The organism is Streptomyces sp. WZ.A104, assembly GCF_002382885.1.
GTDB lineage: Bacteria > Actinomycetota > Actinomycetes > Streptomycetales > Streptomycetaceae > Streptomyces.
The window spans coordinates 69,809-91,200 of sequence record NZ_NWVL01000001.1; the positions used below are offsets into that span (position 1 = coordinate 69,809).

15 protein-coding genes are annotated in these 21,392 nt (G+C 70.1%); 9 read left to right on the plus strand and 6 right to left on the minus strand.

Annotation, left to right across the window (positions count from 1 at the left end; genetic code table 11):
* Positions 1-125 precede the first annotated feature (125 nt).
* The 4 genes from CIB93_RS00350 to CIB93_RS00365 all read left to right on the plus strand — a co-directional run bounded on the left by CIB93_RS00350 (position 126) and on the right by CIB93_RS00365 (position 4,676).
* Positions 126-1,397 (plus strand): aspartate kinase, encoded by a 1,272-nt coding sequence (locus CIB93_RS00350; protein ID WP_096622798.1) that lies wholly within the window; start codon positions 126-128, stop codon positions 1,395-1,397.
* Positions 1,394-2,467, plus strand: coding sequence for an aspartate-semialdehyde dehydrogenase (locus tag CIB93_RS00355; protein WP_096622800.1), 1,074 nt, complete (start codon positions 1,394-1,396; stop codon positions 2,465-2,467). Before CIB93_RS00350 ends, CIB93_RS00355 begins: the two co-directional genes overlap by 4 nt.
* A 359-nt stretch (positions 2,468-2,826) precedes the next feature.
* On the plus strand, positions 2,827-3,402 hold the full coding sequence (locus tag CIB93_RS00360) for a SigE family RNA polymerase sigma factor (protein WP_096622802.1): 576 nt from the start codon (positions 2,827-2,829) through the stop codon (positions 3,400-3,402).
* The gene (locus CIB93_RS00365) at positions 3,399-4,676 is read left to right on the plus strand and encodes a hypothetical protein (protein ID WP_096622804.1); all 1,278 of its coding nucleotides are present in this window, start codon (positions 3,399-3,401) and stop codon (positions 4,674-4,676) included. Before CIB93_RS00360 ends, CIB93_RS00365 begins: the two co-directional genes overlap by 4 nt.
* A gap of 42 nt (positions 4,677-4,718) precedes the next feature.
* Here the strand turns inward: CIB93_RS00365 and CIB93_RS00370 are convergent, their stop codons facing one another.
* Positions 4,719-5,660, minus strand: a complete 942-nt coding sequence (locus CIB93_RS00370) for an SURF1 family protein (RefSeq protein ID WP_096622806.1) — start codon at positions 5,658-5,660, stop codon at positions 4,719-4,721.
* Positions 5,661-5,733: 73 nt separating this feature from the next.
* Positions 5,734-7,602: a prolyl oligopeptidase family serine peptidase gene (locus CIB93_RS00375; protein WP_096622808.1), complete on the minus strand. Its 1,869-nt coding sequence runs from the start codon at positions 7,600-7,602 to the stop codon at positions 5,734-5,736.
* Positions 7,603-7,716: 114 nt separating this feature from the next.
* On the opposite strand from CIB93_RS00375, the gene CIB93_RS00380 reads away from it, so the two are divergent.
* Positions 7,717-8,559, plus strand: coding sequence for a bifunctional 2-polyprenyl-6-hydroxyphenol methylase/3-demethylubiquinol 3-O-methyltransferase UbiG (locus CIB93_RS00380; protein WP_096622810.1), 843 nt, complete (start codon positions 7,717-7,719; stop codon positions 8,557-8,559).
* Between the two features lie 59 nt (positions 8,560-8,618).
* Entirely contained in the window at positions 8,619-9,080 is a 462-nt protein-coding gene (locus CIB93_RS00385; RefSeq protein WP_179499900.1) for a nuclear transport factor 2 family protein, read from the plus strand.
* 94 nt (positions 9,081-9,174) lie between these two features.
* On the opposite strand, the gene CIB93_RS00390 is transcribed toward CIB93_RS00385, so the two are convergent.
* Positions 9,175-9,993: an SGNH/GDSL hydrolase family protein gene (locus CIB93_RS00390; protein WP_096622812.1), complete on the minus strand. Its 819-nt coding sequence runs from the start codon at positions 9,991-9,993 to the stop codon at positions 9,175-9,177.
* A gap of 435 nt (positions 9,994-10,428) precedes the next feature.
* Between CIB93_RS00390 and CIB93_RS00395 the strand changes: the two genes are divergently transcribed.
* From CIB93_RS00395 to CIB93_RS00410, 3 genes are all read left to right on the plus strand, one after another.
* Positions 10,429-11,217, plus strand: a complete 789-nt coding sequence (locus CIB93_RS00395) for a DUF899 family protein (protein ID WP_096622814.1) — start codon at positions 10,429-10,431, stop codon at positions 11,215-11,217.
* Positions 11,218-11,981: 764 nt separating this feature from the next.
* The gene (locus CIB93_RS00405; protein ID WP_096622816.1) at positions 11,982-14,039 is read left to right on the plus strand and encodes a GNAT family N-acetyltransferase; all 2,058 of its coding nucleotides are present in this window, start codon (positions 11,982-11,984) and stop codon (positions 14,037-14,039) included.
* The gene (locus tag CIB93_RS00410) at positions 14,036-14,518 is read left to right on the plus strand and encodes an ASCH domain-containing protein (RefSeq protein WP_257001939.1); all 483 of its coding nucleotides are present in this window, start codon (positions 14,036-14,038) and stop codon (positions 14,516-14,518) included. Before CIB93_RS00405 ends, CIB93_RS00410 begins: the two co-directional genes overlap by 4 nt.
* A 52-nt stretch (positions 14,519-14,570) precedes the next feature.
* Here the strand turns inward: CIB93_RS00410 and CIB93_RS00415 are convergent, their stop codons facing one another.
* The 3 genes from CIB93_RS00415 to CIB93_RS00425 are packed head-to-tail and all read right to left on the minus strand — an operon-like array spanning position 14,571 to position 21,390.
* Positions 14,571-15,833, minus strand: a complete 1,263-nt coding sequence (locus tag CIB93_RS00415) for a TIGR02679 family protein (RefSeq protein ID WP_096622821.1) — start codon at positions 15,831-15,833, stop codon at positions 14,571-14,573.
* Positions 15,830-20,068: a TIGR02680 family protein gene (locus tag CIB93_RS00420; RefSeq protein ID WP_096622823.1), complete on the minus strand. Its 4,239-nt coding sequence runs from the start codon at positions 20,066-20,068 to the stop codon at positions 15,830-15,832. Before CIB93_RS00420 ends, CIB93_RS00415 begins: the two co-directional genes overlap by 4 nt.
* Positions 20,065-21,390, minus strand: a complete 1,326-nt coding sequence (locus CIB93_RS00425; protein WP_096622825.1) for a TIGR02678 family protein — start codon at positions 21,388-21,390, stop codon at positions 20,065-20,067. The genes CIB93_RS00420 and CIB93_RS00425 overlap by 4 nt, the downstream gene beginning before the upstream one ends.
* Between the last annotated feature and the right edge of the window lie 2 nt (positions 21,391-21,392).

Genomic DNA, 21,392 nt, shown 5'->3' on the forward strand with positions numbered 1-21,392 from the left:
CGGTTCGGAACGACACGCCGTACCGGGTGATGAGCGGGACATCTCATCATCTGGTATGGACGGGTCGATTCCGGGCTGCTCGTTAAACTGAGCCGACCGCAGTAATGACTGAGCGAGGAGCGCACGTGGGCCTTGTCGTGCAGAAGTACGGAGGCTCCTCCGTAGCCGATGCCGAGGGCATCAAGCGGGTCGCCAAGCGAGTCGTCGACGCCAAGAGGAACGGCAACCAGGTGGTTGTCGTGGTGTCCGCGATGGGCGACACGACGGACGAGTTGATAGACCTCGCCGAGCAGGTGTCTCCGATGCCTACCGGCCGTGAATTCGACATGCTGCTGACCGCCGGTGAGCGGATCTCCATGGCCCTGCTGGCGATGGCGATCAAAAACCTGGGCCACGAGGCCCAGTCGTTCACGGGCAGCCAGGCCGGTGTCATCACCGACTCGGTCCACAACAAAGCGCGCATCATCGACGTCACGCCGGGCCGCATCCGGACCTCGATCGACGAGGGCAACATCGCCATCGTCGCCGGGTTCCAGGGCGTGAGCCAGGAGGGCAAGAACATCACCACCCTCGGCCGCGGCGGGTCGGACACGACCGCCGTCGCGCTGGCCGCCGCGCTGGACGCCGAGGTCTGTGAGATCTACACCGACGTCGACGGCGTCTTCACCGCGGACCCCCGGGTCGTGAAGAAGGCGAAGAAGATCGACTGGATCTCCTTCGAGGACATGCTGGAGCTGGCCGCGTCCGGCTCCAAGGTGCTGCTGCACCGCTGCGTCGAGTACGCACGCCGTTACAACATCCCGATCCACGTCCGCTCGTCCTTCTCCGGACTGCGCGGAACCTGGGTCAGCAACGAGCCGCAAGGGGACCAGAAGGTGGAGCACGCGATCATCTCCGGAGTCGCCCATGACGTCTCGGAGGCCAAGGTCACCGTCGTCGGCGTTCCGGACAAGCCGGGCGAGGCGGCCGCGATCTTCCGCGCCATCGCGGACGCCGAGGTCAACATCGACATGGTGGTGCAGAACGTCTCCGCCGCGTCGACCGGCCTGACGGACATCTCCTTCACCCTGCCCAAGGCCGAGGGCCGCAAGGCCGTCGACGCCCTGGAGCGGACCAAGGCCGCCATCGGCTTCGACTCGCTCCGCTACGACGACCAGATCGCCAAGATCTCCCTCGTCGGCGCGGGCATGAAGACCAACCCGGGTGTCACGGCGGGCTTCTTCGAGGCGCTGTCCGACGCGGGCGTCAACATCGAGCTGATCTCGACCTCCGAGATCCGTATCTCGGTGGTCACCCGCGCCGACGACGTCAACGAGGCCGTGCGCGCCGTGCACACCGCCTTCGGGCTCGACAGCGACTCCGACGAGGCCGTCGTCTACGGAGGCACCGGCCGATGACCGAGCACCGCCCTTCGCTCGCGGTCGTCGGTGCGACCGGGGCGATCGGCGGTGTCATGCTCCGGATTCTCTCGCAGCACGCGGATGTCTGGGGCGAGGTCAGACTCGTCGCCTCGCCGCGCTCGGCCGGCCGCAAGCTGGTCGTGCGCGGCGAGGAGAGCGAGGTGCTAGCGCTCGCCGAGGACGTGTTCGAGGGCATCGACGTGGCCCTCTTCCTGGTGCCGGACGAGGTGTCCGCCCGCTGGGCTCCGATCGCCGCCGCCAAGGGAGCCGTCGTCGTCGACGACTCGGCGGCCTTCCGGCTCGACGACGACGTGCCGCTGGTCGTCCCGGAGGTCAACGCCCATGCCGCCCGGCTCCGGCCGCGCGGCATCGTCGCGTCCCCGAACTGCACCACACTGTCGCTGATCGTCGCGGTCGGTGCGCTGCACGCCGAATTCGGACTGCGCGAGCTGATCGTCTCCTCCTACCAGGCGGTCAGCGGCGCGGGCCGGGACGGCGTCGCCGCCCTGCGCGAACAGCTCTCCCTGGTGGCCGGTACGGAGCTGGGCACCCAGCCCGGCGACGTACGCCGCGCCCTGGGGGACCGGGATGGCGCGGCCGGGAGCCCGTTCGCCGCCCCCGTCGCGCTGAACGTCGTGCCGTGGGCCGGTACGGATGCCGGGGACGGCTGGTCCTCCGAGGAGATCGCCATCCGCCAGGAGTGCCGCAAGGTCCTGGGGCTGCCCGATCTGAAGACCACCGCTACCTGCGTGTACGTGCCCGTCGTCGCGACCCACTCGATGTCCGTCCACGCCCGCTTCGAGAACGAGGTGGCCGTCGACCGGGCCCACGAGATTCTCGCGACCGCCCCCGGCGTGGTGCTGTTCGACAGCCCGGCCTCCGGGGATTTCCCGACCCCGTCCGATGTGGTGGGCACCGACCCCACCTGGGTGGGCCGGGTCCGGCGCTCGATGGACGATCCGCACGCCCTGGAAATGTTCCTTTGCGGAGACAATCTCCGAAAAGGTGCCGCTTTGAATGTGGCGCAGATCGCTGAATCCGTGGCTGCTGAATTTCCCCGAGGATGATCGAACCTGTTTTGTAGGATCTGTGAACGCTCTATGAGCAATTTGCTGGTCTGAACCTCTTGAGCTGGGGCGTTGTCATATCCGACGATGATCTCCCGGCCCTCTGCAACCGCATGTCGGCTGGGCGGCGTCTAAGTCGTCACTTCTTGCGCGGCCGGACGCTATTACGGGGCATTTGGGGAAGAGCGGGTACGTATGAGGGCATGTCGCACAGAGCTGAACGTGGCGCGGTCCGCGTACAACCCTGACGGGGGGCAGCGTGTCCAACAGGCGTGGCAGAGGTTCTCGACATCACAGTGGTGGGCCCGTTGCGAGGCGCGTCCGTGCGTCCGCTCCGGCGGCCCCGCGCGCCCGGCGGTATGCCGGTGATCGCGCCCATGCCCGCCGCGCGACCGGCCCAACTGCCCGCGCAGCGCGTGGGTGCTGACGAGACGGTGGCAGCTGGAACCACGGTCGACCATCTCACCGAGACCTACCGCGCCCACTACCGCTCCCTGCTCGGCCTCGCCGCCCTCCTGCTGGACGACACCGCGTCCTGCGAGGACGTGGTGCAGGAGGCGTTCATCCGCGTGCACTCAGCTCGCAACCGGGTCCGTGAGCCCGAGAAGACCCTGGCCTACCTCCGCCAGACCGTCGTCAACCTCTCCCGCTCCGCGCTGCGCCGCCGCATCCTCGGGCTGAAGCTGCTCTCCAAGCCGATGCCGGACATGGCGAGCGCGGAGGAGGGCGCGTACGACCAGCTGGAGCGGGACGCGCTGATCAAGGCCATGAAAGGGCTCCAGCGGCGCCAGCGCGAGGTGCTCGTGCTGCGCTACTTCGCGGACATGACGGAGGCCCAGGTCGCTGAGACGCTGGGCATCTCACTGGGGTCGGTCAAGGCGTACGGTTCCCGGGGCATCGCGGCGCTGCGCGTCGTGATGGAGGCCCAGACATGAGCGGGCCCGACTTCCGGCCCGAGCGCAGGCACGAGAATGACCCGACGGGAAACGGAATGGTGAACGACGGGCCGGAGACGACTCCGCACAACGATCCGGAGCGCCCGCACGACGAGAGCGCGGAGCCCGAGCAGAGCGAGCTCCCGGAACCGTCTCCGGCCACGCGGTCGGCCGAAGAGCGTGCCGGCGGCGGGAGCGGCCCGGGCTCAGTGGCCGAACTCTTCGCCGGGCGGCGCGGCGCATCCGCTCGGGGCGAGCGCGCCGAGCCGGAGGAGCTGGACGAGGTCGCCCTGCGTCGGCTGCTCCAGGGGGCAGTGGGGCAGCTCGAACCCTCCGAGGGGACCCTCGACCGTCTGCACCGAGCCGTCCCCGCCCGCCGGGCCAAGCGGCGGCAGGCCGTCGTCGGAGCGGCCGCGGCGGCCCTGCTGATCGGCACCGCCGTCCCCGCCTTCGTCCACGTCGCCGCCTCCGACAGCTCGTCCACCGCCGCCCCCGCCATCGCCGGACACGGTGAGCAGGCCCAGGGCGGCAACGGGGCCGATACGGGCCCCGCGGAGCGCGGCGATGTCGCAGCGGCGCCCACAGAGCGCCAGAGCGAGGGCGGTGTCGGCGAGCCCGACCCGCCCCGGAGCCCCTCCCCGGGCCTGGGCAGCGATCCGGACGCCACCGCGACCGGCGGCGAGGTGCCCGGCTCCCCGCACACCGGGCTCGCGGCCCTGCCCGTCTGCGACCCGGGTCAGCTCGGCGTCGCCTCGGCGGGGACCGACGCGCCGGACGCCGACGGCACGGTCTACGGCAGCTTCAAGATCGCCAACGTGTCCCGCTCGGAATGCGCGGTCAGCAGCAACGGCACCGTCGGCTTCACCGCCCTCGGCGCGGCGGACCCGCTCAAGATCGACGTGATCCAGCACGCGGCGGGCGACGCGGCCCCCGGCCTGCCCGACCCCTCGAAGGAGCCGGGCACGGTGCGGCTGAAGCCGTCCATGGCGTACGAGGTGAAGTTCGCCTGGGTGCCGACGGACACCTGTCCGACCGTGGGTCCCTCACCGAGCCCCACCCCGTCGGCGGACGGCGCGGGCGGATCCGTGAGCGAGGGCTCCGGCCAGTCAGGCACGGACACCCAGTCACTGCGCGAGGACGACGGCGGGGGCACGGCAGAGGGCAGCGTCACCGTGACGCACACCCCGGAGACGGGCGCGCCCACCGCGGAGACGAAGATCCCCAACGCCTGCTCCGGCACGATCTACCGCACAGGCATCCTCGCCACGTCCTAGGCCTGGGCCGTAGGCGGCCTCGCGGTCGTCCCGGGGCAGCCCTCAGGCCTCCGACGATTCCCGGGCCTTCGGGGCCGCGCCCTCCGGGGACTCCGGGGAATCAGAGGGCCCCGGGACCGACGAGGCCTTCACGGCCTTCACGGCCTCCTCGGCCGACGGGTCCTCCGGCGCCGGGCCGTCTTCCGAAGCCGGCCCGTCCTCCGTCTCCGGGACGAGGCCGAGCGCTACGTCGCGGACGGCCTCGGCCTCGCGGCGGACCAGCCGGAACCACATGAAGAGCACGAACCCGGCGAAGACGAACCACTCGCCCGTGTACCCCAGGTTCTGGAAGGCCTTGAGGTCGAGGCCACTGCCCTGCGGCGCCGCCGCGGGCACCGGCTTCATCGCACCGCCCGTGCCGGTCGCGCCGCCCGCCTCGGCCTCGGGAAGCGTCACCCACGCGTCATACACGTCGTACGGGACGAGGTTCACCAGGGTCGCGGCGCTGATCATGCCGAGCTGGCCCTCGGGCAGCCCGCCCCGCGCGTTGACGCCGTCGCTGTTGATGTTCTCGGACGCCTGGAGGTCGCCGGTCACCGTGACCTCGCCCTCCGGCGCGGCAGGCACCCGGGCGCCGCTCGCGGAACCGGGCAGCCACCCCCGTACCACCGGAAGGGCCTTGCCGCTGTCCGTACGCAGCATGTTCAGGACGTAGAAGCCCTGGCGGTCGTCCAGCTCACGGTCCGGCACCAGGAACTGGTCGGCGTACGTCCCCGTGGCGATGGCCGGGCGGCCGGACGTCACCTTGTCGACCGGCAGCAGCTCGTCCAGCGGTTCGGCGGCCCGGGTGCTCGGGTCGGGCTGCTTCGTCGCCTGCTCGTGCGACTGCACACGGTCCTCGAAGCGGCCGAGCTGCCAGGTGCCCATGAACACGCAGAACGGGATGGCCAGCACGACGAAGAGGTTGATCCCCCACCATCGCGGGGTCAGCAGGAACCGGTACACCCCTCCAAGGTACGGTTCCCCGCTCCGGTACCCCGGAGCGGGGTCCGCCTACGCGCGCCTTCTTATCCGGCCCTTACGCCCCCAGGGCGTCACCGCCCCCCAGGTGCTTCAGGGCGAACCCCAGCTCCAGCCGGACCTGCTTGATCCGCTCCTCCACGACCAGCGACCCGTGTCCGGCGTCGTACCGGTAGACCTCGTGCACCGCGCCGCGGGCCGCGAGGCGGTCCACGTAGTTCTCCACCTGACGGATGGGGCAGCGCGGATCGTTGACGCCCGCTGAGATGTAGACCGGGGCGCGCACCGCGTCGACGTACGTCAGCGGGGACGAGGCCTCGAAGCGCTCGGGGACCTCCTCCGGCGTGCCGCCCAGCAGCGTGCGGTCCATCGCTTTCAGGGCCTCCATCTCGTCGTGGTACGCCGTGACGTAGTCCGCGACCGGCACCGCGGCCAGGCCCAGCGCCCAGGCGTCGGGCTGGGTGCCGAGGCCGAGCAGGGTGAGATAGCCGCCCCACGAACCGCCGGCCAGGACCAGCCGCTCCGGGTCCGCGAGCCCGGACTTCACCGACCAGTCCCGCACGGCCGCGATGTCCTCCAGCTCGATCAGGCCGACCCGGTGCTTCAGCGCGTCTGTCCAGGCGCGGCCGTACCCGGTGGAGCCGCGGTAGTTGACCCGGACGACAGCGAAGCCGTGGTCCACCCATGCGGCCGGACCGGAGGCGAAGGCGTCGCTGTCGTGCCAGGTCGGCCCGCCGTGGATCTCGAACACCGTGGGGAAGGGGCCGTCACCGGCGGCGGGCTTCTGCACGAGGGCATGAATGCGGCCGCCCGGCCCCTGCACCCACACGTCCTCCACGGGCACCGACGGCGGAGCCTTCGCGCCCGGCGGGTCCAGGACCACCGCACCGCTCGTCGACCGCACCACCGGCGGCTGCGCGGCCGAGGACCACAGATACTCCACGGTCCCGTCCGGGCGGGCAGTGGCACCCGACACCGTCCCCGCAGGGGTCTCCACGCGTACGGGCCCCGGGGCCCCCGGCTCGTACCGCCACAGCTCGCTACGGGCCTCGAAGCTGTGCTCGATGAGCAGCGCGGAGCCGTCCGGATACCACTCGGCGCCCACATCGCCCGGCAGATCGACGGCGAGCGCGGTCTCCGTGCCCGCGACCGGGTCCCAGATCATCGGCTCCCAGCGGCCCCGGCGCTGGTGCCCCACGAGCAGCCGGGTGTCACCGGCCACCGGCGCGAACCCCAGCACCGCGAGCCCCAGTTCCTTCGTGCCACCCTCGGTGTCGTCCAGCTCGGCCACCGTGGAGCCGTCCGGGCGCACCACGCGCAGCGCCGAGTGCATCGCGTCGCCGTGCTCGGTGTGCTCCAGCGCGATCAGGGTCCCGTCGTGGGAGAGGTCGCCGACGCCCGCGGACTCCCGGTGCTGGTAGATCTCCACTGTCTCCACCGACTCCGAGGAGCCCCCGCCCCCGCCCGGCTTCCGCACCAGGTGGATCGTCGTACCGTCCTCGTCGGTCGAGCGGCCGATCACCGCCGAACCGTCCCGCCCGATCGCGAGGCCCGCCGGATACGAGGGGGCGAGAGACGGGGCCACGGGCTCGTCCTCCCCGCCGCCGAACGGCTGGCGCATCCACACCCCGAACTCGTCGCCGTCGGTGTCGCTGAACCACCAGATGGCTTCGCCGTCGGGCGTCAGCACACCGTCGGTCGTGCCGTTCGGCCGGTCGGTGACCTGGCGCTGCCTGCCGCTCACCCGGTCCCACGCGTACAGCTCGTAGGTCCCGGTGGCGTTGGACACGAACAGAGAGCGGTCAGGCGCGTCCTCGGCCCAGTCGGGCAGGGACACCCGGGGCGCGCGGAACCGCTGCTCCCACTCCGGCGTGGTGGAGAGCTCCGGCCTGGTCGAGACGTTCGGTGATTCGCTCATGCCCTCCATCCAACCCGATCGGCCACCTCGCCGGGGACCCTGTGGACAACCCGTCCGCCGAGCCTGCCCCGGCCTGTGGATAACCACTCGCATCCCTGTCGGCACGCGGGTAGCTTGCGGCCCATGTACTCCCCGACACCGGACGACTGGCAGGCGGCCAACCGCGCGCGCTGGGACGAGCGCGTGCCGATCCATGTGGCGAGCGACTTCTACGGCCTGGAGGCGTTCCGGGCGGGCAAGGACGCGCTGCGGGCCTTCGAGCTCGCGGAGGTCGGCGACGTCACGGGCCGGACCCTGCTGCACCTCCAGTGCCACATCGGGCTGGACACCCTGTCCTGGGCGCGGCACGGCGCCGCTCAGGTGGTGGGCCTCGACTTCTCCGAGCCCGCCGTCGAGACGGCCCGCGGGCTGGCCAGGTCCCTGGGGCTGGGGCCGGACCGGGCGGCGTTCGTCGCCGCCGACGTGTACGACGCCCCGGCAGCCGTCCCCGACCCCGCGTACGACATCGTCTACACGGGCGTGGGCGCGCTGAACTGGCTGCCGGACATCGTGCGCTGGGCGGAGACCGCCGCCTCGCTGGTCGCCCCGGGCGGATTCCTCTATCTCGCGGAGTTCCATCCGCTGACCGACGTGCTGGACGACGCGACGGGTTCCGTGGTCACCGACGACTACTTCAGCCGTGAGGCCTGGGTGGACGAGACGCCGGGGACGTACGCGGACTTCGACGCCCCCACGGTGCACAACCGCAGTGTCGAGTGGCAGCACCCGGTGGGCGAGGTGGTGACGGCCCTCGCGGCGGCGGGCCTGCGGATCGAGTTCCTCCACGAGCACGACGCCTCACTCTTCGCGCGGTTCGGCACGCTGGAGCGCCATCCGGACGGCCGCTACCGTTTCCCCGCGGACCGGCCGCGGATCCCGCTGATGTACTCGATCAAGGCCTCGCGCCCCACGGGACCTCAGGCATGACCACAGCTCAGCAGCTGTCTCCCGGGTGATTGTCAGTGGTGGGGGTCACACTCGATCCCATGACCGACATGACAGGCAGGACCATCGGAACGGGCCGACTGCGCGCGGCGGTGGAGAGGTTCTGGGCGGCGGCCGAAGCCCGCGAGTGGGACGCGTTCGCCGCGACGCTCGCCGACGACGTGGTGTACGACCTGCCGCAGACGCGGGAGCGGATCCGCGGCAAGGAGCGGTATCTCCGGTTCAACCAGGAGTATCCGGGCGACTGGCACGTCCGGGTCGAGCGGATCGTCGCCGACGCGGAGGGCCGGCAGGCCGCAGCTCGGACGGGGTTCACCGTGACGGGGGAGGGGCCGAAGGGGACGGGGAAGGGGCCGGAGGAGACAGGGAAGGGGCCGCAGGAGCTGGACGCCATCCACTTCTTCACCTTCGACGCTCAGGGGCTGATCACGGGGGTGACGGACTTCTGGCCCGAGTCGTACGAGCCACCGGCAGGCCGCGAGCACCTGGTCGAGCGCTACTGAGAACGGCGGTCCACCGGTCGCCCGGTGAACCGCCGCACTGCAGTTCCGTCGTACGACCGTTTTGCCGTACGACTGTTCCGTGCGGTGGCCGGACCTACACCGCCGAGTGGAAGGCGGGCAGATAGCCGCCCGACTGCCCAACGGCCTTGGGGTGGTACGAGTGGTAGACCGGCACGGTCACGCTGTGGAGCCAGGCGTCGCCGGAGCACAGCTCGTGCCCGGTGAATTCGTCCACCACGTTGGAGAAGGCGAACCCGGCGTCGGCGGCCCGCTTGGCGAGGACGTCGTTCAGCACGTCCGACGCGTTGTTGATCGCGGCCCGCTCGGACTCGGTCAGTCCGGCGATGCAGTTGCCGGACAGCTGGTAGAAGCGCGGATATCCGAGCACCACGACCCGGGCCTGCGGGGCGCGCTCGCGGATACTGCCGTAGAGCGAATCAAGGTTTCCCGGAAGGGAGTTGTTCATCCGTGAGATAGCGGCGTCCACGCTGTCGAGGCAGACGGCCTCGCTCGACAGCAGGCAGTCCTGCATCACGTCGGCGAACTCGATGTCGTTGCCTCCGGCCGTGACACTGACCAGTGACGTCGATGCGTTGAGCGCGCTCAGCTGGCTGCCTGCCACCGAGGCGGTGGTCGCTCCGGAGCAGGCGACGAAGTCGAACGAGGCGGGGGAGTTCGCCGCCGCCCAGAGATACGGGTAGGCGTTGGTGCTGCGTCGGCAGTCACCGCTGTCGGAGAGGTAGTCCCCGGCGCCGACGCCCGAGGAGTAGGAATCGCCGAGTGCGACATAGCCGCCCGCGGCGGCGGGTTCAGCCGCCGACTCCGCCGCGGAAGCGGGACCGACGACGCCGAGAGCGGTCACGGCGGCGAGCGCCAGAGTGGAGAGGGATGCCCAGATCCTTCGTACTGACATGGCTGCCAGCCCTTCGAAGTGTGGGGGGTGAGTGGGTGGTTGAAGGGAGCGAACCAGTTTCTGGCAGCTCGCTGTACACACCGCGCATGTCCGCGCGAGAAGTCTTCTGATATGCCCGAATGGCTGTTCGGCAGGTTCGGGTGCAAGGACAAGGGGCGCCCGGCCGGACTGAGGAGCGCTCGGCCGGTCGATGCGGACGTTGGTCGACTTCCCCCGGACCGTCGCGGCCCCCCTGTGCACGGGGGCACCCCGGCGGCCCGGCCGATGCTGTGCCTCGGCGCGGGGTATTCCAGGGGATCCAGGACTCCGCGGCTCGCCGCACTGCCCAGGGAACTGGATCGGACCGGCCACCCCTGGAAAACTTGTCTGGTGCGGATCAAGGAAGCCCTCGGCTGACCGAGGGCGACCGATGGTGTACGACGACGGGACGCGATCGTGACCGAGCGCAACAGCACGGCGGACCCCGACCGCGCACTGGCGCTGCCACCGGTAGCCGACCGGGCCTCCTTCCAGGCCCAGCTGGACAGCTTGCGGCTCCGCGAGAAGGCGCACACCCGGGAGGGCGATGCCATCGCCGCGGCCCGGCGCCGACTGCCCATGGTCGAGGTGGCCGCCGACCTCGAACTGACCGGCCCGGGCGGCCCGGTCACTCTGCTCGACGCGTTCGAAGGGCGTCGGCAGCTCATCGCCTACTACTTCATGTGGCACGACGGCCACACCGCGGCCGACCAGTGCGAGGGCTGCACCTGGGTCACCAACCAGGTCCAGGAGCTGTCCTTCCTGCACTCCCGCGACATCACCTACGCGGTCCTCTGCCAGGGCCCGTACGAGGAGAGCCACCGCTACCGGGAATTCATGGGCTGGGACATGCCGTGGTACTCGGCCCTACCGTCGAAGGACGAGCTCCTGGTCGGACGCCGCGTCGGCATGATGCACGTGGTCTGCTACCTGCGCGACAGGGGCCGCGTCTACGAGACGTACTGGACGACGCTGCGAGGCGTGGAGGCGATGGACTACAGCTACGCGCTCATGGACCTCACCGTGTACGGACGCCAGGAGCAGTGGGAGGACTCGCCACCGGGCTGGCCGCAGGACAAGGACGTACCCCCCGAGCACCCCATGCGCAGCAATGGGCGCCCCATCCCCCAGTGGTCCCGCATCAACGCCGGGCGCTCCGACGACCTCAGGCCCCGACTGTGGCGGTGCAGCGGTGACAGCAGGTAACGGCGTCCGTGCAGCCCCCTGCCACAGCAAGTCGGCGTCTCGATGGGCCGGCTGGTCAGTCGGGATTCGCAGCCGAACCGGTGAGCGGGTACCCGGGGGAGCAGCCGGTGATCCTGCGCCAAGCTTTCGAGTTGGCGGAGAAGGATCAAGCGATGACTTGCCCGTACTTGACGAGCGCCAATGCGTCGACCGGTCGAACAGAGCCATGGATGGGAGGCGAACCACCCACTTGGCTCCCAAGCGGCTCCCAAAATGGCCTGACAACGCAGGTCAGGCCCGGTACTGATTTCTCAGTACCGGGCCTGACCTGGTGTTTCAGCTGTCGGGGTGGCGGGATTTGAACCCACGACCTCTTCGTCCCGAATGAGGTTCGGGCGGAATCAGCCCCAGCCAAATTCACGTTTTGCCTGGTCAGCGCGTTGGGCCCGGATGGTCTCGGGTGGTCTCGAACGGGCTTGGAGGGCGGATCGGCTCCCAGGTGGCTCCCAAGGCTGGGGTCCTCTCGCACCAGTGGTTGAGCGAGGGCGAACGAGGGGCGGGAGAGTCATGTGTCGCCCGTCGTATCCGTTCCTGCACTGTTTATGCTTTCCACATGTCTGAGCGGCGCGGACGCCCACTCGTGGGCCAGACGCCAGCCACACAACGGAACGACGTAGCCACTGGCCACGGGAACAATCAGAAAGAAGCTCCCCCGGCCTGGTTGCAGGGGTATGCATTGAGGGAGTGATCGGACATTCACTAGAGCCGATACGGAGGGGGAGTAGATGACGATCAAGGTGCTTCCGGTGTCCGGAGAGCAGACCGATCTGCTCGGCGCTGTTGTGGCCCTGGGGGACCGGTACACCAAATGGCTGGGGCTGCTCACGCCGCCTGCCTATCGTGCGGCCGCCGAGGAAGGCGGCCTTCTCGTCGCTGTCGAGGGGGAGAAGGTCGTCGGGTATGCGCTGTTCGGACTGCCGAAGCGCAATACCCATGTGCGCCTGGCTCACCTTTGCGTGGCCGAGGCACACCGAGGCAAGGGCATCGCCCGCCGACTGATTCAGGCCATTCGTGCGCGGCACCCAGAGCGGCTGGGGATCAGGGCCAGGTGCCGGCGTGACTATGACCTCAGCGGGATGTGGACCAGCCTGGGTTTTGTCCCTCTTGGTGAAGGACTGGGCCGCGGCCGGGACCAAGAGACCCTGGACACCTGGTGGCTCGGCTTGGGACACCAGGATCTGTTCGCGGAGGTCCAGAGCGACGCCCTGCTGGTGGTGACTGTGGACCACAGCGTCTTTGCTGGCCTCCGAGGTAATGGCACCGCGTCCGATGTCGAGGACTCGCGCGCCCTGGAAGCCGGCTGGCTGGCCGACCTGATCGAGCTCGCGTTCACGCCTCAGTTGTTGCACGATGTGCGAGATGTCGCCGATCGAACCACCCGGCAGCATCAGCGGGCTGGGCTGCCGGGCCTTCGGCAAATCACCCCTACCCAGGACACCGTGGCTGCCCGACACAAGGAACTCCTGGCCGCCGTGGAGAAGAATCTGCCGGAGTTGCCACTCGATGCAAAGGTGCGGAGCAGGCTGAAGTACGTGGCCGAGACGTCCTGCGCCGGACTCCAGATTCTGGTGACTCGTGACCCGGCGCTGGCTCGGCTGTCCGACGTCGCCTGGGATATCGCCGGCGTCAAGGTAGTCGCTCCGTCCGTGGTGACCCTTCACGTCGATGAGTTGCGCCAGGCCCAGCTCTACCGGCCCAAGGACCTCTTGGGCACCGCGCTCTCCGCAGGAGAGGTGGCGCCGGGCGGCGAGGGCGAGCTGGTCGCCTTCTTCGACCAAGCGGACAGCGACAACGGATCTGCCTTCCAGGAGCGACTCAAGGACTTCGCCAACGATCAGACCCTGTGGCGACGGGAACTACTGAGGGATGGCGAGGGGCGCCCGGTGGCCCTGTACGTCTGGGCCTTGGATGGGCGCAACCTGAACGTCCCGTTGCTGCGTACCGCGACGCATCCGCTCGAAGAGTCCCTCGCCCGACAGCTGCTCCTGATGCTCAAACGCCTCGGGCGTGATCGCAAGGCTCAGGCCATCCGGATTACGGATCCCTTTCTCTCGCCCGTAGCTCGGGCGGCGGCCGGTGCGGACGGTTTCACCGAGCAATCAGGCGACCTCGTCGCGCTGCTTGTGGACGTCTGCGGGTCTGCCGCTGAAGTGTCCGCTGCGGCGACTGGGATCGCCAGCCGCCTGGGGCTTGCCGTACCCGAGCTGCACGCCGGACTTGCCGCTGAAGTGGCGAGCACCGCTGAGCGCGCCTGGTGGCCTGCGAAGATCATCGACTCCAAACTGCCGTCGTTCAGCGTACCCATCGAGCCTCGATGGTCCGCCGAACTGTTCGACTTCCCGACCATGCTGGTGCCGCGCGACGAGGTATTGGGCATCAGCCGCGAGCATGTCTACTACCGCTCGCCGGGCCACCGGAGTGAGAGCGTCCCTGCCCGCCTTCTCTGGTACGTGAGCAAGGGCGGGCCGGGACAGCAGGGGCAGATGGTCATCGGGTGTTCGCGCTTGGACGAGGTGGTGATCGACGAGCCGGATACCCTCTTCTCGCGGTTCGAACATCTGGGCGTATATGGTCGTGAGCAAGTCCGCGCGGTGGCCGAACCCTACGGCAGTGCAATGGCGTTGAGGTTCTCGGACACCGAACTCTTCCCGGTGCCGGTGTCGCTCGGACGTTTCAAAGCGTTTGCAGAGGATCTGGGTCTACCGTTGTCGTTGATCTCGCTGTCCAAGATCAGCAACGCGCTTTTCCAGGCGGTTTACAAAGAGGGGCACCGAAAGACGTGAGTGATCCGGAGCGCGCAATGCTGCTGTCCGTCCATCCCAGGTTCGCGTCGGCGATCCTGGCCGGCAGCAAGACGGTGGAGGTGCGGCGGCAGCGCGTCGCGGCGCCTCCCGGCACCCGCGTGCTCCTCTATGCAACAGCGCCGACGATGGCCATCGTGGGCATGGCCAGCATTGCCTCCGTGCAGGTGGCTTCTCCTCGCGATGTGTGGTCGGCCAGCCGCACCCGCGCTGGGATCAGCAGGCGCGAGTACGACGCCTACATGAGCGGTGCGGCACAGGCAAGCGGTCTCACTCTTGAGGATCCCGTCACGTTCGAAGAACCGGTGCCGCTGAGCGCCCTCAGGGCCGTCGGCTCCTTTCACCCGCCACAGAGTTACCGGTACCTGAAGAGGGAAGATCTGCGGCAGTTGGCAGAAGCGGCACAGACCGGTGGTGATGAGGCCCTGCGCAGTGTGCTGAGCGACGCCGTTCCGGCCTGACGGCTGCTACGCTCACCGTACTGCCGGACCCTCGGCGGCGGACTGCGCGGCTTTATGCCAGGTCGTCCACCAGCAGGTCGAGGGTGGCCTCCTCGTGAAGCGCAACCCCGAGGGCGGTCATCGCAGGGGCGAGACCCGGGTCCCAGGCCGCGCTGACGGGGTGGCCGTCGAGAGGCAGTTGTGGGATTCCATCTGCCTGGCTGCGAGCGGCCAGGTGCTCGTAGTCCTCCGCGCCCATGCGCCATGGCTGGGCTCCGTAACGGCGGATGATCCGGTTCGCCAGAGCGATGCCTGGCCAGTCGAAATCCCCGTGATACGCGAAACGGCAGCCGGTGGCGGCGAGGGCGTCGAGAAGTGTGAGGACCACCGTGGCGGCGCTGCCGGAGGTGCACACCAGGGAATGGACGCAGGCAGCGTCCGCCGCAGCCTCCACCACGCGTGGGTTCTCACAGATGTGGATCACTGTTCCGGCAGGCAGTTGCAGTTGCAGGTCGTGCAGGTCCCGGGAGGTGAGGTGGGCTTCGGCGTGATGGTCGGTCCGCTCCCGCAGGGCCTGATCCCGCCATCCCCCACCTACGGGCCGCAGCCCGTAGGTCAGCACGGTGCTGGAGACCTCGTCCGGTGTGACGGACACGAGCCGCCAGAGTGCGCGCCGACCGGACGCGTCGCCGGGGAACTCGGTGCCGTGGGCGAGGGCGATGCCGCGTTGGACGAGGCGTGCGAGCCAGGTGCCGTCGTCCAGGCCGTGTGCGGACCCGGTCGCCATGGCGGCGAGTTCTCCTCGGCCCCGGGTGCCACCCCCCTCCGGGCCGAGCAGCAGGGTGAGGACGTGGACTGCCTGTTGGAGCGTCCGTACCGACGTTTCCGGCGTCACACCTCTCGGGATGCCGGTACGGCGGAGCAGCTCGTACCACTGTCCAGCCCAGTCCTGGCCGGCGAGCGGAGAGGCGCCCAGCACCGAGGCGAGCGACGACCAAACATGCTCGCGCCGTGCCGCGATGCCCGCGCGGACGGCACGGCGGTCGGTGAGCGGCTGACCGAGTTCCTCCAGGACCTCTCTGAGCCCGAGCCCGGCAGCCGAGGCGCGCAGCCGGGCGTCGAGCATGTCCAGGTGCACAGTGGCGGTGGCCCCTGTGAAGGGCTTGCCCAGCAGGAGCGACAGGGCGTTGCGTTCCTGGGCGTTCACCGAGGTCAACCGGAGGGAACCGGTGGCCTGCACGCCGTTGCTCTCCAGGCGCTTGCGTACCGCCTCCCAGAGCCGGGTGAGCCCGGGACCGGCCAGCCAGTCCCGTGTCGCCGTGGGTAGCTTGCTCATACGGACACCAGACGCCGGTGCCGGCCGTTCCAGGTGTAGTGCAGGGTGGCCACCCCGCGCACATGGGGATCGCGGAGGCACTCGTAGATGTGCAGGGACGGCACCTCCGGCCAGTTGCCCATAAGTCGTTCGCTGGTGAGGACGAAGTCGAGGTCGAGGTCGACGAGGATCCGCCCTAGTCGGCCGTGGGTGGGTTCGTCGACCTTGGCGAAGGCGTCGTCGAGAAGGATCAGCCGCGGCGCGTGGGGTGCCGACTCGGCGAGACTGGTGAAGTGGGCGGCAGCTGCGGCGAAGAGCACGAGGTAGGAGAGCACTCGTTGCTCGCCCTGGCTGAGCCCGGTGCGGCCGGTCAGTTTGCGCCTGCGTCCCGGGGCGGCGTCCTCGACCACGAAGGTGTGGAAGCGGAACCAGTCGCGGTAGTCAAGCGCGGTCCGCAGGTGGGCGGCGTAACCGGCTGAGGGATCGGCTCGTCGGGCATCCTCGATCCGGCGTTGCAGCACCTCGCGAAGCTGCTCGGTCTGCTCACGCGTGCGCAGGCTCGACGGGCTGCGCAGCAGCTCTACGGCCGCCCTGACATCCGCGTCCACGTCCTCGTCCAGCTTCCACAGCAGTTCCACGCCGAGACCGTGGGAGGTGCGTACGGTCCGCAGTGTGTCGTTGAGAGCCGCGACCAGGTTCGCCGCGGTGATGACCTGGGCCGAGAGGTGGTCGCCGAGCTCGCCGGTCAGGAATCGCTGGAACACCTCGCGTTCGCGTTCGGTGAGCCGCCCTCGGGCCTCTGCGGCCTGGATGGCGATCCGCTCGCCCACGGCCGCGACGTCGTGGGAGCCGTGGTCGTCGATCAGGCGACACACCTTGATCCCGTCGCGTTCCTCCAGTTGCGCGTCGTAGCCGCCGGCCAGCTGGTCGCGCAGTTCGGTGTGCCGGTTGAGCAGGGTGCTGTCCGAAACCTCGCCCTTCGGGCGGCCGAGGGTCTGTGCAACGGCGTCGGCCAGTGTCCGCAGTGCTCGTAGACGGCTGCGGACGTCCGAGCCGGGATCGTCCGCCACGTCCTCGGGCAGTGAGGATCGGTCCAGCCCGGCGCCGCGCACCACCTCCGGCCGGCCGAGCGCGCCGCGAAGGGCGCCGCCGGTTGCGATGACCGCCGTCTCCTGGGCGGCCAGGTCCTCGCGCAGACGCTTCTCCTCCTCTTCTGCACGCACGCGTCGGTCGTGGAGGTCGTCGCGGGCCCGCTGTGCCGCCGGAAGGGCCTGGACGGCGTGCGCGATGCGACGCCTAGTTTCCTGTTCGCGGGTGAGGATCTCTTCTTCGGTCGCCCCGATGGCCTCCTCGCGGGTGCGCAGGTCCTGTTGCGCGCTGCGCAGCCCGGTGAGGCGGAGCCGGTAGTTCTCCTCCGCGTCCAGGCGGTCTGTCCGGGCGCGTTCGTACCGTTCGGCATCGGCGTGATGGGCGCCGAGCCGCTCGCCCGTGTTGCCGATCGCCCGGCGAAGATGTCCGATGCCGGTGAGCAGGGCAGCCAGAGCGGTGCGTACGCGCTCCAGCTCGACTGGGTCGCTGGGCAGGTCATGGGCGGTGGCGGTGGCGTCCGCCTCGGTGCGTGCGGCTACGGCGAGAGCGCGGGCCTCCTCGGCCAGCCGTGCTGCACGGGTCGCCTTGGCGGTCAGCTCACGCAGAGTCCTCTCATCCGACTCGACCCTGCTCCAGGCGTCGGCGAGACCTCGTGCCCGGGGGAAGTCGTGCTCCGCGAGCCTGAGGGCCCGGCGCCCGGCATCGGCATCGGTGAGTTCCTGACGGGCGTCGGCCATCCGCTGCTCCGTCTGCGTGAGCCGCTCCTCCAGCTCGGCCAGGATGCGCCGCCGGGTCTCGGCGCGTACAGCGGCTCCCACGTACTCGGCGTCACTCTTGTGGTGCCGGCCGCCGAGGATGCCCAGACGCCAGCTCCCGTCGTAGTACACCGCGTCATGAGAGTTCGTTTCCTCGGGTGGTGCGAGCGCGATGGCGGTCAGCAGGTGTTCCACATGCTCGGACGTGACCCCGCACCCAGGCTGGGGTGCTGGGCGCAGGGCCGAGGCGAGGGTCGGCCCGTCCGGCAGCGCGGGCCCCAGGCGCAGCAAAGTGTCACGAGTGCCGGGATCCACAAGGGCGCCGTCCGCGCCGACCCACCCGTCCAGGATCCCGCTGGCCTCCAGCGCCGCTTCCAGCCCGGCCCGATGCCCGGGGCTCAGATCATCCGCGAAGTCCACCAGCCGGTAGAAGGGTGCCCCGGTACCCGGTGTCCTTTCGGCGACGCGATGGTAGGGGACCGGAGGCTCAGGATCGGTACGTCGCTCCCAGTCACGCTTCTGACTCGCCAGGCGGTCGAGTTCCTCGTCGAGCCGACCGACGGTGACGGCGAGGGCGTCGCGGCGCCCGGTAAGTTCCTCGCCGTACGGCTCCAGTGCGGCATGGGCTGCCTGCCACGCCTGGTTGTCGATGTCGGGCGGCAGTGTGCGGTCCGCGAACGGGGCGTCGGCGGAGCTCTCGTAGGCGACCGCTGCGTGGACGGCATCCAGGGGCGGGCAGTCGGACCCGACGTCGATCCGCGTGCGTGTTACCCACTCGGCGACCCGGCGGCCGTAGGCACCGCTCTCCTCGGCGACCTTCTCGCGGTTGGCGTCGAGACGGCCGGCGGCCTCCTCCGCCTCGCCCTCCAGCCGTTCCCGTTCGGTGTCGGCCTGCGCCGCCCGGCTTCGGGCCTTCTCGGCCCGCGCGGTGAGACGCGTCACCTCTTGGACCATCCGGGCGCGGTTCTTCACGACCGTCTCGGCGGCCTCCAGCTGTTCCTGCCAAGACCGCAGTCCTTCCTGCACCGCGGCCGTGTCCACGAGGACGACCGATGGCTGCTGCACGGTGTGCGTCTCCCCGTCCGGGGCGGTCAGCTCTGACTCGGCGGCCTGGGAGCGGACCGTGCGGGGCAGGGCGACTGCCTCGCCGAGATGGCCGGTGGGAAGCCCGGCCTTCTCCGCTTGCGTCAGCAGCTCCCGGTGTTCGGTGCCCAGTTCGGCGAGCCGACTCCCGAGGTGTTCGACACCGTCGGCCAGCCGCTCGGCCGCACCCTCCTCTGCGCCGTATGCGTTGCTGAGTGCGGTGAAGGCGGCCACGGCGGCGGTGTGCAGCGCCTCGACCGTGCTGCGGCGTTCCGACAGTTCGCGCAGGCTGCGGTAGGCGTGACTGGCGTGCAGGGCGGCGAGATCGGTCCGGGCGGCTTCTTCCTCTTCACGCAGGGTTTCCAGCCGGGCTTCCGACTCCTCCTCCTGTGTCCTCAGCTCGCTTGTCCGCTGTGCGGCGTCTCCGGTCGCCCGGCGTCGCTGCGCGAGCACCTCCAGCTCCTGGCTCACGGCTCGGGCGGAGGTGCGCAGGATCCCGGAAAGGTAGCCGCGGTAACTGGTGAGGAAGGTGCGCAGCGCCGTATCGGTGCGCTCCAGGCGGCCGAGTTCGTCGCGTACGGCGTCGAGGTCGTGGAGGTTGCGCGCGACCTTCTCGACCACGTCCTCGTCGAGTCCCGGCAGGGTCTCGCTCAGCAGGGACGCCAGTCCGCCGTGCTCGATGCGGTCCCCGACCGTGGGCCGCCGCAGCCGGTGGAGGAGCTGGGTGAGGTTGCGGTAGCGGGTCGCGTCGGTGATGCCGAACAGTTCCCGGGCCACCCGCGAGCGGTGGAGGACCGCGCGATCGGTGACATTGTCGGAGCCGACGATCTCCTTCAACCGGTCGACCGGCAGGGGCTTTCCGCCTTCGACCAAGGGCAGGTCCTCACCGACGCGCAGCGGAGTGACGAAGAACGTCGGCAGCGCCTTCTGCGTCGACTTCGAGGCGCGGATGGCGGCGCCGAGTGTGAGGTGGCGGTGATCGCCGCCGTGGGTCGTGCCCCGGAACTCCACCCACAGGTAGCCGAGACGGTTGGTCTGCTCGAAACCGTCCAGCATCAGCCAGGCGAGGGTGGTCCGGCCGGTGCCCGTCGCATCCAAGGCCCGCGAGTCGCCATCCAGCAGATACGGGAGCAGCATTTCCAGGGCCTTGGACTTGCCCGCGCCGTTCTTGCCGCGCAGCAGCAGCCGTCCGTCGCCGAAGGCGAACTCCTGCTCGTCGTACTGCCAGACGTTCTGGATGCCCGCGCGGTGCAGCCGGAAGCGGGTGCCGGCGCTCGTCGCAGGGCCGGAGCGCGGCAGCGGGATGAGGCCACGCGCATCGGTGCTCACAGCGGCAGTTCCTCCTGGACGTCGGTGCGCTTGTCGGCTGCGGTGGCCGGGCGCACGGTCACGTGGGTGGCGTAGCGTGCCGCCGCGGCCAGCAGCACCCAGCCGTCACCGCCGGGACGTGCCCCGCGGACATCGGTCACGGTGCGCCCTTCCGGTGCCTCTTCGGCGTACCCCTCCGGCAGCCCGTCACCCTCGGCACGCAGCCGGCCCGTGCGGGCCACGAGCCGCATGCGAGCCAGCAGGTCCAGCACGGCCTTCCTCAGGGCGGGGATGTCCTCCAGGTAACCGCGCTGCCAGTTGCTGCGCTGTCCGTACTCGGCGACCAGTTCGGCCAGCAGCTCGTCCACGAGGCCGTCCGGGACGGCCACGCCGATCACGAGCGTCCCTCCGGTCGCCGGGTGTCCGGGCTCCTGCGGCCGAAACCGCTCCACGAGCCGTTCCACCAGCAGCAGCGCGGCCTGCGCCACCGTCCCGGTGCCCGGCAGGTGCAGATCCGTGAGCTCGTCCTCGGGATCCACCAACGCCACGCCCTCGGCGCGGATCTCCATCTCCAGGCCCAGGAGTTCGGAGAACGCCTGTGCTTCCCGGCGCTGCCGGGTGCGCAACCAGTCGCGTTCGGCGTCGGTCAGCTCATCGAGGTAGACAACGGGTGTTTCGACGAGCATCCGGCGCACATAGGTGCGAGGTCCGCCGAATCCCGGGTCCGCCGCACGCCGGACCAGGTCGGCGCCGTCACGGGCCTGGGCGAGCGGGCCGGCGACGACGATGCGGGCCAGCTCGCGGTCCACTGTGATCAGGGCCTCCCCGCCCGCGTCCTGCGAGAGCGCGGTCACATGGCCCTCGGTCTCGATGAGGACGCCCCACTCGACCAACAGGCGCAGAGCCGCTACCAAGGTCCGTTTCCCGGCCGCTCTGCCAGACTCCTCCAGCTCGATCTCCGCGTCGGCCGCGGCGGCCCGGATGTCGGCCACCAGCTGGGACAGCAGAAGTTGTTCGGGGGCGGTCACCAGTACGGACAGGGCCAGCGCGAGGCAGGCGTACGTGTGCGGGCTGAACGGGGTGCCGGTGGAGCGCTCCAGCCGGTGGCCCGCGCCTGCCCCCAGCCCCGCTTTGAACAGCCGGGCGTAGGAGCTGTCGACCAGCAGGCGGTAGCCGAGCACCTGCTGGAACCGCTTGCTCAGCCAGTCGGAATGCCTGCGGATCATCGGGAAGAGGTCGGAGTGCGGGCCGTCCGAGGTGACCAGCGGGTGGGCAAGCAGCAGCCGGGCGGCGCTGCGGCGCTCGGCTGCCAGGGCGACGTCGTGTGTCGAGGGGAGAGTCATGA

Bases quoted from the DNA above. Each gene is read 5' to 3' on its own strand.
- CIB93_RS00355 (WP_096622800.1), top strand. From the start codon at position 1,394: ATGACCGAGCACCGCCCTTCGCTCGCGGTCGTCGGTGCGACCGGGGCG.
- CIB93_RS00360 (WP_096622802.1), top strand. From the start codon at position 2,827: ATGCCGGTGATCGCGCCCATGCCCGCCGCGCGACCGGCCCAACTGCCC.
- CIB93_RS00365 (WP_096622804.1), top strand. From the start codon at position 3,399: ATGAGCGGGCCCGACTTCCGGCCCGAGCGCAGGCACGAGAATGACCCG.
- CIB93_RS00375 (WP_096622808.1), bottom strand. From the start codon at position 7,602: ATGGAGGGCATGAGCGAATCACCGAACGTCTCGACCAGGCCGGAGCTC.
- CIB93_RS00380 (WP_096622810.1), top strand. From the start codon at position 7,717: ATGTACTCCCCGACACCGGACGACTGGCAGGCGGCCAACCGCGCGCGC.
- CIB93_RS00385 (WP_179499900.1), top strand. From the start codon at position 8,619: ATGACCGACATGACAGGCAGGACCATCGGAACGGGCCGACTGCGCGCG.
- CIB93_RS00390 (WP_096622812.1), bottom strand. From the start codon at position 9,993: ATGTCAGTACGAAGGATCTGGGCATCCCTCTCCACTCTGGCGCTCGCC.
- CIB93_RS00405 (WP_096622816.1), top strand. From the start codon at position 11,982: ATGACGATCAAGGTGCTTCCGGTGTCCGGAGAGCAGACCGATCTGCTC.
- CIB93_RS00415 (WP_096622821.1), bottom strand. From the start codon at position 15,833: ATGAGCAAGCTACCCACGGCGACACGGGACTGGCTGGCCGGTCCCGGG.
- CIB93_RS00425 (WP_096622825.1), bottom strand. From the start codon at position 21,390: ATGACTCTCCCCTCGACACACGACGTCGCCCTGGCAGCCGAGCGCCGC.